This window comes from Paenibacillus sp. E194, assembly GCF_000935845.1.
Taxonomy (GTDB): Bacteria; Bacillota; Bacilli; order Paenibacillales; family Paenibacillaceae; genus Paenibacillus_B; species Paenibacillus_B alvei_B.
Genome location: NZ_JMDX01000211.1, coordinates 1 through 10,071 on the forward strand (window position 1 = coordinate 1; position 10,071 = coordinate 10,071).

General features: G+C 44.4%; 10 protein-coding genes and 1 pseudogene. 2 read left to right on the forward strand and 9 right to left on the reverse strand.

Features of this window, described 5'->3' with window-relative positions; translation table 11 throughout:
- From AZ66_RS22455 to AZ66_RS22465, 3 genes are all read right to left on the reverse strand, one after another.
- Positions 1 to 695 (reverse strand): MMPL family transporter (locus tag AZ66_RS22455; protein WP_156160047.1); only part of this gene is annotated, 695 nt, incomplete at its 3' end.
- 105 nt (positions 696 to 800) lie between these two features.
- A complete protein-coding gene (locus AZ66_RS22460) occupies positions 801 to 1,895 on the reverse strand; it encodes an HD-GYP domain-containing protein (RefSeq protein WP_044356886.1) in 1,095 nt (364 codons plus the stop codon).
- A 299-nt stretch (positions 1,896 to 2,194) separates the two neighbouring features.
- Positions 2,195 to 3,019 carry an undecaprenyl-diphosphate phosphatase gene (locus AZ66_RS22465; RefSeq protein ID WP_044356888.1) on the reverse strand — a complete coding sequence of 275 codons (825 nt, stop codon included), beginning with the start codon at positions 3,017 to 3,019 and terminating at the stop codon, positions 2,195 to 2,197.
- A 231-nt stretch (positions 3,020 to 3,250) separates the two neighbouring features.
- Between AZ66_RS22465 and AZ66_RS22470 the strand changes: the two genes are divergently transcribed.
- Entirely contained in the window at positions 3,251 to 4,321 is a 1,071-nt protein-coding gene (locus AZ66_RS22470; RefSeq protein ID WP_044356893.1) for an HD-GYP domain-containing protein, read from the forward strand.
- A 93-nt stretch (positions 4,322 to 4,414) separates the two neighbouring features.
- Here AZ66_RS22470 and AZ66_RS22475 read toward each other — a convergent pair whose 3' ends face one another.
- Both AZ66_RS22475 and AZ66_RS32980 read right to left on the reverse strand, forming a co-directional pair.
- Positions 4,415 to 5,125, reverse strand: a complete 711-nt coding sequence (locus AZ66_RS22475) for a polysaccharide deacetylase family protein (RefSeq protein ID WP_044356895.1) — start codon at positions 5,123 to 5,125, stop codon at positions 4,415 to 4,417.
- A 339-nt stretch (positions 5,126 to 5,464) separates the two neighbouring features.
- Entirely contained in the window at positions 5,465 to 5,902 is a 438-nt protein-coding gene (locus tag AZ66_RS32980; RefSeq protein WP_231586997.1) for a Y-family DNA polymerase, read from the reverse strand.
- Between the two features lie 152 nt (positions 5,903 to 6,054).
- Here AZ66_RS32980 and AZ66_RS33880 point away from each other — a divergent pair.
- Positions 6,055 to 6,196, forward strand: a pseudogene (locus tag AZ66_RS33880) (IS110 family transposase); the annotation flags it as partial.
- 49 nt (positions 6,197 to 6,245) lie between these two features.
- Here the strand turns inward: AZ66_RS33880 and AZ66_RS22485 are convergent.
- The 4 genes from AZ66_RS22485 to sufU form a co-directional block, all read right to left on the reverse strand.
- Positions 6,246 to 7,079: a DUF6544 family protein gene (locus AZ66_RS22485; protein ID WP_044356889.1), complete on the reverse strand. Its 834-nt coding sequence runs from the start codon at positions 7,077 to 7,079 to the stop codon at positions 6,246 to 6,248.
- 6 nt (positions 7,080 to 7,085) lie between these two features.
- Positions 7,086 to 7,550 (reverse strand): MarR family winged helix-turn-helix transcriptional regulator, encoded by a 465-nt coding sequence (locus tag AZ66_RS22490; protein WP_052648779.1) that lies wholly within the window; start codon positions 7,548 to 7,550, stop codon positions 7,086 to 7,088.
- 676 nt (positions 7,551 to 8,226) lie between these two features.
- Positions 8,227 to 9,624: a Fe-S cluster assembly protein SufB gene (gene sufB / locus AZ66_RS22495; protein ID WP_044356891.1), complete on the reverse strand. Its 1,398-nt coding sequence runs from the start codon at positions 9,622 to 9,624 to the stop codon at positions 8,227 to 8,229.
- Positions 9,625 to 9,665: 41 nt separating this feature from the next.
- The coding region (gene sufU, locus AZ66_RS22500) for a Fe-S cluster assembly sulfur transfer protein SufU (protein ID WP_082061687.1) at positions 9,666 to 10,071 on the reverse strand (406 nt) is incomplete at its 5' end.

Consider the following 10,071-nt stretch of genomic DNA (forward strand, 5'->3'; position numbering starts at 1 on the left):
GTATCTGTTAGCTGAGCAATTCCATAAATGATCCCGAGCGTAGTTGTCACACTGAACAGCCCGATAATAAGCGGAAGGAATCCCGCAAGCCACGTTCCGAAGACGAACAATAAGACGAGCAGCGCGATTGGCAATCCGATCAGTTCCGACTTCACAATATCGTTCTTGCTCGCTGTCTGAATATCATAGTAGACCGGCGTCGCACCTGTCACATAGGCTTTCGCGAACGGAATGTCGGATATTAGCTTACGCAGATCGGGATATCGATCCAGCGCTTCATCCGTATCCATATTAAGACGGACATGTGCAGTAACTACATCGCTACGTACTCCCGTTCTATCCTGAGTCCGCAGCTGAACGTCACCGACGGATGAATTCTGCTTCAATTCAGTAAGGGAACGTTCAATCTGCTGTATCGATTCTTTCGTCAATAGCGACCTGCCGTCGCTGCTCTCATAGACAATATCCATCGTCGTAGAAGAGAGACCAAGCCCATCGCGCAGCAGCTCATATCCTACATAAGATTCGCTTCCTGTCGGCGTAAACCCATTATCCTTAAGCATGGAAGGCACTTGTATAGCCAATACCGAAGCCATTGCAAATAGAAGCGTCCATACGATCAATACCCCATGACGCCAACGATACATCCACTTTCCCCAGTGCCACAACCAACCTCTTCTGGCTGTTTCCCTCACGTATTGAACCCCCTGCTCACTTGTAGACTGAATAAAGGGAATATGATGATAATATTGAATAAGTGCTGAGCTTACTTGCTTCGTTGTATGTTGCCTACGCGCTCATTAATCAGCTGCGTGATAGCCCACGATCATAACGTGGAGTCTCTTGGATAGATCGATCTCATGAGGGGTCTTCAATGGATTGCCATCAGCGTCGTACAGTACTCTTACAACTGGTCGTTGTGGACACTCAGCATGAATGCGGGCAACAACGCATGTCTCGCCTGTATTCAAATGAATGGACATCCCTATCGGATAGACAGCCATACGGTCTCTGAACAATTCCAGCATACCCTGCTCGTATTGCGTCCCTGATCCGGTATACAAAATTTCAAGTGCTTCATGCGGAAGCATTGCCTTACGGTATACACGATGGGTTGTCATCGCATCATATGAATCCGTAATCCCAATCCACTTCGCATATTCATGAATATCCGGTGACTTAATGCCGCGCGGATAGCCAGAACCGTTCAACCGCTCATGGTGCTGATAAGCACAGTGCGCTGCCAGCAGCGGAATGTTCGGCTCATCCTTCAACATGCGGTATCCTATCTCCGCATGCTGCTTCATATGTGCAAATTCAGCATCAGACAACGAACCTGGCTTGTTCAATACTTCAAGATTAATCTGCGTCTTGCCAATGTCATGAAGGAGCGCCCCCATGCTCAATGTCCGCAGTTCATTGCGGGGATATCCGTGATGAAGTCCTAGCAGGGTCGTATATACACACACATTAAGGGAATGTCGGAACAAATAATGATCAGTTGTCTGCATATCATTCAGCATTACCATCGCCTTATGGTTGCCATACAAATCGCCAATGATGGCATCCAATACATCGAGAAACTCGCGATTCAATGTAGAATTCGAGGCAGCACGCTTCCGAGTCATAGATTCATCAATCAATTGCTTGAATTGCTTACGAATCGTCATATTAGCCAGCCTTCGTGTCTCATCGCTCAACACATCCGGCGCATGAATACCTTCTGTCCGATCATCTTCTACATATATGTACGATACGCCCATCGCTTCCAAACGCTGAATATACGCGGTATTAAGCTCTACTTGCTCCTTGAGCAGCACTAGACCTTCTTCATTATATATTTGTTTTGCTAATCGCATGCCAGCTCGGCACGCTTGTATAGGTACCCATCGCAAGCAGAGTCAACCCCTGAAGTTATGATATTTACATTCACTTAAAATGCATCGAAGTAATCATATCAAATTCTCGCTAGACTAGCGAGTCACTACCATACATTCCTTTGTTTAAGTAGAAAACGTGGCAGATTTCACTCCCGCCCTTCTCCACCTTCCAAGTATTTTGGATGAATAAAAGCATACAACTGTTGCATACTTCTGAAATCTACTGGCGTTCTAAATGCCTCGAAATTTCTTTTCAGAAATACTCTCAGAACTTCACACAGAGATATTCATGAATGTTCAAAATCTCATATCTGCTACATCATGAAGTACCAGAACAATGCCGCGAGAACAAAGCGATATATCGCAAAGTGACGTAGCTTAATCCGCTGAATATGCTTGAGGAAGGCAACAACAATCACATAAGCTACAACAAAGGATACTAAGAAACCAAGTACAAAAAAAGCCAAAATATCGAGTGTAAACATCTTATAATTTTGGAGCAGTTCATAGCCGCTTGCAGCACACATAATGGGAATCGCAATGAGAAAGGAAAAATCAGCGGACGCCCGGTAGCTGACACCGCTCAACATACCACCTGACATGGTAGAGCCTGATCGGGAAAAGCCTGGCCACAGCACTGACAATATTTGAAAGAGTCCTATTGAAAAGGCCTGCTTATAACTAATTTCATCGATCGTGTTCGCCGAGGGTTGTCTGCGAGACCCATACCATTCTGCGAACCACATAAATGCACCGCCGACTACAAGCGCCCATAACACCGTTTCTGTGCTGTCAAATAATTGCTTAATATGGTCTTTCGCTACATAGGCCACTGCTAATGCAGGCGCTATTCCAATAATGACATGGAGCAGATTCAGACGGGGACAGATGACATGTCCTTGCTGTACGGTTCGCTTGCGCAAGCCCAGCATCTCCAATATCCGATCCCAATACACAACCGTCATGGCTAAGGTCGCTCCCAGTTGAATGACAATTTCAAATGTCTTGAGCCAGTTGGCCTGCTCCTCAATCCCCATCAGCTTCGTCGTCAATATCATATGACCTGTTGATGAGACAGGTATGAATTCTGTCAGTCCCTCCACGATGCCCAGTACAATTGCAACAATGACATAGAACATGGATAAGCCCCTCATTTCCCCCGTACGTAAAAATACTCAGCATGATGATTTGAATGATTGCGAGCATTTCACGTTCGGACAAAGTATCTTGTTCTTTGTATACGAGCAGAGGGAACATTTCAGCACCAATTCTTCACATTTTCCTGGAAAATGTTACTGTTATCTTGTGACTGGCTTTGATATGATAAATGATACATGTAGTACAAAATGACTAGAAGGGTGAGACATTTGGTGCGGATTCATGTCACGCAAATTCACGAAGGGGATACTCTCACGAAGGATATTTTCAATGATAAAGGGCTGTTGGTTCTATCTGCTGGAACCGTAATGAAGCATAGGGACATTGCCCTACTTATTCGTCATCACATGGATATGGTAGACATCGAAGCAAGACCACTCACCAATGAAGAGGCTGTATCCCCATCCCAGATCAATGTGCCGCCAAGTTCAAATCATAACGTTCATGAGGAAATGCAGAAAGGCTATATTGAGGCAATTCGAAATGTGGAGAGCATCTTTCAGGATGTTATCCAGCACGGATTTCTGCAGGATGAGCTTGTACAATCGTCCATCACACCGCTTATTCAACAAATGGAGAAAGAGCGTGATGTTGTATCCCTCTTGCTTCTGCTGGACTCGAAGGATGATTATACGTACCAGCATTCCGTACAGGTCGGCATGCTGTCTTACTATTTGGCCAAGTGGATGCATTACGGAGAAGAGGATGCTCAGCGCATATGCAAGGCAGGATTTCTGCATGACATCGGCAAGTGTCGCATTCATCAGGCGATTTTACTCAAACCTGGACAGTTGACGAGTTCGGAGTTTGAGCAGATGAAGTCGCATACTGTGCTCGGTTATGAAATCATTCGCTCCTCCTATGACGATAATTGGCTCGCGATGGCGGCCCTCCAGCATCATGAACGCTTAGATGGAAGCGGTTACCCTTATGGTGCTGCTGAGCAGGACATCCATCCGACAGCACGTATCATCGCAGTTGCTGATGTGTATAGCTCCATGACGTCAACACGAATTTATCGGGACAAGCAGGATTTATTTACGGTTCTGAAAGAGCTGGATTCGATGAGCTACAGCGGACTTGATCCCCACATTGTTCATACCTTCATTCGCCATATGCTGCCTAACTTTATCAATAAGCAGGCACGCCTAAGCGACGGGCGAACCGGAACAATCATCATGAATCATCAGACTGAATTTTTCCGGCCGCTCGTGCAAATTGATAATCGTTTCGTTGATTTGACGCAATGCCGCGATCTTCATATTGAAGAAGTGTGCATGTAACCTACTGTGTGCCTGATGTGTGCCTGTTGATGCGCACACTTACGGCGTCTTTCGCTGGGTATGGCCCCTTCTAGCCTGACAAGACAAATGAATTTAGGAAGTCTTCGCCTTGACACGGTGCGCCATTAATTCAGAAACGGTGACAAATGAATAGCCCCGCCGCTTCAATTCGGGCAGGATTTTCTTCAACGCCTGGATGGTCTGTGTGCTTCCTTCTACTAAGTCGTGCATCAGTACGATGTCACCGTTTCTTGCATGTCCAAGCACCTTATTGACTATTCGATCTACTCCTGGCGAACGCCAATCCTTCGTATCCTGATGCCACGACCATAAAATAACGCGGTACCCCTTCTCCCGTGCAATTTCTACAAGCCGCTCATTATAATACCCGCCAGGTGGCCGGAACAATTGAGGCGGCGTACCTGTTACCTCTTCAATCACTCGATGCGCCTTCATAATTTCCTCTTCAATCTCGGCCTTCGATACACCTTTGCGAAAATATTTATGATGATACGTATGGTTCGCAATTTCATGTCCCTCACGAACTGTGCGCTTCACTAATTCTTGGTGCGACTTTACTCTCCATCCTACGACGAAGAAGGTAGCCTTGGCATTATACTGCTTTAACAGGTCTAAGATAACCGGAGTGCGAGTTGGATCCGGACCATCGTCAAATGTGAGTGCAATCCGCTTGCCGGCAGACGGCACTTCCCAGACGATGTCTCCTCGCCCTTCATAATAGGCACGATCTCTGCGAGCTGGCGCACTCTCATGATGGGTATCGATTTGTGATGCTACGGACATGGAATGTGCATTGGATGGTACAAGCAGACATACTACCATACAGCCTAATAACATCATAATACGGAATCTGTGCTTGCGACGAATGTGCCGCAACTTTCGCTCCTGTTGGATAGGGTCCACCATTTCCAATCCTCCTGTTGCGTGATGAGTTAACATAGATGCGAGCTCGCTGCAAGCAAGTTGAACATCAGCATAGGGATTAGTATGCCAATTTCGGGGTGTACCATGCGGATGAAGTCAAAATGATGGGGTAAACATGGAGAAAATAGCGATCGGGCATTTTCATCTGGCGTGAGAATCCTGTGGGAGCTCTCGCAATGTCCCCAATTGCAAGTATCCCTAATTTCGCAAAATGCTTGCACATTCGGGATCCAACACCGAACATTTTATGAACAGGTTCTTTCCACAGTAGGGTGGGAACATCGGATGGATGCACGGTAAAAATACCGCTTTTACTTTTTTCCAGATGTCTGTTTCAGTTTTAGCTAATATTTTATTGGTGCTGATCCCTATTCGAATCCGCACTCCTGTCTGGATCATTACTCGTTTCTGGATTTCCATTGCAATGGTGATCGGATCACCGAAAATTGATTGACTAGCCGCAACATCCAAAAATTGTTCGTCATTACTAAACACTTCAACTAAATCCGTAAATTCCTCATAAATCTGAGTAATCATCAAAGAAACATCGATGTAATGCTGCATACGAGGACGCATAATAACGAGATCCGGGCATTTCTTAAGGGCTTCACCTAACCGTTCAGCTGTCGTCGTCACGCCAAAATTTTTAGCAATCGGTCATGCGGCTGGAGTGATCCCTGAACGACGTGTAGGATTCACCAGCTACTGCTACTGCTTTATTTTTATATTCTCGATGATTTTCTTTTCTACACTTGCATATTTCGTAATCGGCCAAAAAATATTAGCCCATGCACAATCACAGTCAGCATCTAGTGGTCGGGATCGACCTCGCTCAGCAAACACATGAACGTGCAGTTAACTTCCGTGAGATCGTAGTCAGTAATGCCCCTTTCCTTCTCGAATGATGAAGAAGGATTTCAAAACCTTGTCACCCGCGGAAGCCTCATCATGTTAAGGATGTATAAAGAAACACCTATTCCTAATCATAATCAACAGTAAAACAAGCACCGTCAAAATAAATGAGATCTCCCTGATCGTAATTCCAAACTGCCTGAAGTTGAGTTGGTTGTTTGATACCGCCAATTGTCTTGTAGTCCTTAAATATGGCCGACCATCTTACTTGCTGAATTGTTCCATCGGTAGATATAACGGATCTATCTTCTGTTGTAAAAGAAAGAAGCTCCCCATTCTCACTGAACGTAAATATCCCACTTGCTGATATATCATTGTACGATATCGTCGCTTTTGCATGGGTATCATCAACTGTCTCCCAGGTCATATAATGCTGTAAAGCAGCATTAGGCATGATAAGAGATTCTGAAAGAAAGGTTACTAGACAAGCTTTATTCATTTCTTTACCTTTGTGATTAAACAACGTAATGACTTTAGCCAGAACTCCTTTCATACTACCTTCACCATTAATATAAGAATCCAACCCTTGAAATGGTATTCCATACATTGATGTGTCAATATAAGCAAATCTTATAGGTTCACGTACAAAGTTATATTGGGTGTAGTCGATTTTTAATGGTGGCTTGTCGGGTGACATAATAAAATTAACTTCTTTAAAGGCTACCCTCATATAAGACATTTTAGGAATGCCGATGTATCCACTATATTCAAAATATTTCCTTACAGGATACGGCAATTCTTTAATATCATCGAATGTAAAGATATCATTAATGACATTAGAAATATTGATTTGTTCTGTTGCGGATTGAAGAAATTCTGTATTGGTTTTGGAATAAGGTACATTAAAAAATACAATGATACCGATTATGATAATGCCAAAGATCGAAACGATTATCCACATTGTTTTTTACCCCTTTTCCCCGTCTTCATGAACATTCTCCATTCTGTTTACATTGTTAGCTAAATGAATGATTCCTTTATATAATCCGTTGGTCAAATTTTCATCAAGTGCGTCAAACAGAGCATTCAGAAACTGCATCTCTTTTTCGCTTCGAGCCTGGAAATAAGTAAAACATTCGGGTGTAAGGTGAATTCTAATGATTCTAGCGTCTTGATCATCTTTTATAAGGGAGACAAAGCCCTGTTTCTCAAGTAAACCGGCCATTTTCTTAATATTTTGCCTAGAATTCCCAATCAATTTAGCCACCTCACTTATTGTTGGAGATGATCGTCCCGACTTTAAAATGACAGCTATCAACAACCACTGCTTAAGCGTTACATTCTCATCCAATTTGTCACCAAGAGCTTGTAATCGGTTGGCTAATGTAAGAATACCACCAAAGATGTAAGCCTTTTTCTCTATGTCATTCAATATTACATACCTCCGATCTGTTAAAATAAAGGTAACTAGTTACACTTATTTTACGTAACTAGTTACCTTTTGTCAAATTTGTTGATGAACCCTAGAGAATCTACGGTAACTTCCAATATGACACCCAGGAACTTCCTCTATCATCAGTCATCGGACAGTGTTGTTTCACTTCAGATGTGTAATAGAATCCGATCTTATGCAGTCGGTTTAATGTTGGTCGAGGCGAAGGATAAGGACATATTTGATACTTAAAATAAATTACGCTAACAGGAAACGATATTAGTTTGCTATGAAGCAGCTCCAATTTAATTTATTGAAGTAACGTGCTGAATCATCCTGTAGCTTTACTTCGACGGTAAGAGGTCGATTAAAAGGTATTGCGAGTTGGCGGGTGCCGAGTACAAAGGTAGTCATGAATTCAGACATTTGCACACCGTACGACTACTGGGAAGCAGGAGTAAGACTACTTTTTGTATCAAAACGACTTGGACATAAAACAATTAAAACAACCGCAGATACCTAGCTTGACATCACAAAAAATACAAGAAGACGAACTTAAAAAGTTCGCCTCCTACACGAAAAAATGAATCTTGAATCGGCATGAAATCGGCATGAGCGATTTTAAGCCAATATATCATTAGCTTACAACCCTTGATGCAACAAGGGTTGTAAGAAATTAGCCGATAGAGCCTTCCATTTCGAACTTGATCAATCTATTCATCTCAACGGCATATTCCATTGGGAGCTCCTTCGTGAACGGCTCGATGAAGCCCATAACGATCATTTGAGTCGCTTCATCTTCAGTCAAGCCGCGGCTCATCAGATAGAAGAGCTGATCCTCGGATACCTTGGATACAGTCGCTTCATGCTCCAATTGGATATTGTCGTTGCGAATCTCGTTGTATGGAATCGTATCGGACGTAGACTCGTTATCCAAGATCAACGTATCGCATTTAACGTTTGATTTTGCACCATCAGAATCACGGCCGAACGATGTCAAACCGCGATACGAAACCTTACCGCCATGCTTCGAGATGGATTTTGAGATGATTGTCGACGTTGTATCTGGAGCCAAGTGAATCATCTTCGCACCCGCATCCTGATGCTGGCCTTTACCTGCTACTGCAATAGATAACACAGAGCCTTTTGCTCCGCGGCCTTTCAATATGACAGCTGGGTATTTCATAGTCAGCTTGGAGCCGATGTTGCCGTCAACCCATTCCATGTTCGCATTTTCTTCCGCAACGGCACGCTTTGTAACCAGGTTGTAGATATTTGGCGCCCAGTTTTGGATTGTTGTATAGCGAACACGCGCATTTTTCTTCACAATAATCTCAACAACCGCACTGTGAAGGGAATTCGTGCTGTAGATAGGCGCTGTACAGCCTTCAACATAGTGCACGAAGCTGTCTTCATCAGCGATAATCAGCGTACGCTCGAACTGACCCATGTTCTCGGAGTTGATACGGAAGTAGGCTTGCAACGGAATTTCACACTTCACGCCTTTAGGCACGTAGATGAAGCTTCCGCCCGACCATACGGCACTGTTCAATGCAGCGAACTTGTTGTCCGCTGGAGGAACAACAGATGCGAAATGCTCACGGAAAATCTCTGGATGCTCACGAAGCGCTGTGTCCGTATCCATAAAGATTACGCCCTGATCTTCGAGATCCTTCTGCATGCTGTGATAAACAACCTCAGATTCATACTGAGCAGATACACCAGCAAGGAACTTCTGTTCCGCTTCCGGAATACCAAGCTTATCGAATGTTTCTTTAATTTCAGCGGGAACTTCTTCCCATGTCTTTCCTTGCTTCTCAGAAGGACGCACATAGTATTGAATGTCGTTGAAGTCCAACCCATCCAAATCGCCGCCCCAACGAGGCATTGTCATTTTGTTAAATTGCTCAAGCGACTTCAAGCGGAATTCCAGCATCCAGTCAGGCTCGCCCTTAATACGGGAGATCTCGGTAACGATCTCCGGCGTCAACCCTTTACCAGATTGGAAGACTGCTTGGTGATTATCGCGAAAGCCATATTTGTACTCTTCCATTTCAGGCATTTTCTTCGCCATTATTGTTGTACCTCCTTCGTGCGAACCTCGCACTTGATCGCCTATTCAGGCTTCTCGATCCCTTTGCGCAGCGCGTTCCAAGCCAATGTCGCACACTTGATGCGAGCCGGGAACTTGTTCACGCCAGACAGAGCCTCGATATCTTCATATTCATCAAACGCAGCGTCTTCGCCTTTTACCAAGGCAGAGAATCGCTCAGCCAATTCATGTGCCTGCTCCAACGTCTTACCTTTGACCGCTTCTGTCATCATTGACGCACTAGACATGCTAATCGAGCAGCCTTCGCCTGTGAATCTGGCATCCTCAACAATGCCATCGTTCAGCTTAAGCTGCAGTGATATGCGATCTCCACAAGTCGGGTTGTTCAGGTCAACCGTAACCGTGTCATCCTCGAACGTGCCGCGGTTGCGAGGCTTCTTGTAGTGATCCATGATGACTCGGCGATAC

Coding starts and splice junctions, on each gene's coding strand:
- AZ66_RS22465 (WP_044356888.1), bottom strand. CDS start 3,019: ATGTTCTATGTCATTGTTGCAATTGTACTGGGCATCGTGGAGGGACTG.
- AZ66_RS22475 (WP_044356895.1), bottom strand. CDS start 5,125: ATGTCCGTAGCATCACAAATCGATACCCATCATGAGAGTGCGCCAGCT.
- AZ66_RS22485 (WP_044356889.1), bottom strand. CDS start 7,079: ATGTGGATAATCGTTTCGATCTTTGGCATTATCATAATCGGTATCATT.
- sufB (WP_044356891.1), bottom strand. CDS start 9,624: ATGGCGAAGAAAATGCCTGAAATGGAAGAGTACAAATATGGCTTTCGC.